The organism is Staphylococcus sp. HMSC034G07 (genome assembly GCF_001835975.1).
Lineage (GTDB): Bacteria > Bacillota > Bacilli > Staphylococcales > Staphylococcaceae > Staphylococcus > Staphylococcus ureilyticus.
In genome coordinates this window covers 1-207 of sequence record NZ_KV826605.1, presented here as the reverse complement: position 1 = coordinate 207, position 207 = coordinate 1, and the positions used below count along the sequence as shown (strand labels likewise).

Below are 207 nucleotides of genomic sequence, written 5' to 3'. Positions count from 1 at the left end.
CTTCTCCTGTACCTGGTTCTTCTCCTGTACCTGGGTTTTCTCCTGAATCACTTACTATAACAATACTTGATTTAGATACATTACCATTTTTATCTGTAGCTGTTACTTGTAATTCTTCTCCACCTTTTAAATCTATATTAGATGGAATTTCAACTGTGTAGTTACCTTCTTCATCTGCTGTTCCTGTTGCCGTTGTTCCATCTGGGA

Annotated in this window: 1 protein-coding gene; it reads right to left on the bottom strand. The window is 37.2% G+C overall.

Annotated features, from left to right (window positions below; genetic code table 11):
- The coding region (locus HMPREF2586_RS05360) for an Ig-like domain-containing protein (RefSeq protein WP_176747370.1) at positions 1-207 on the bottom strand (207 nt) is incomplete at both ends.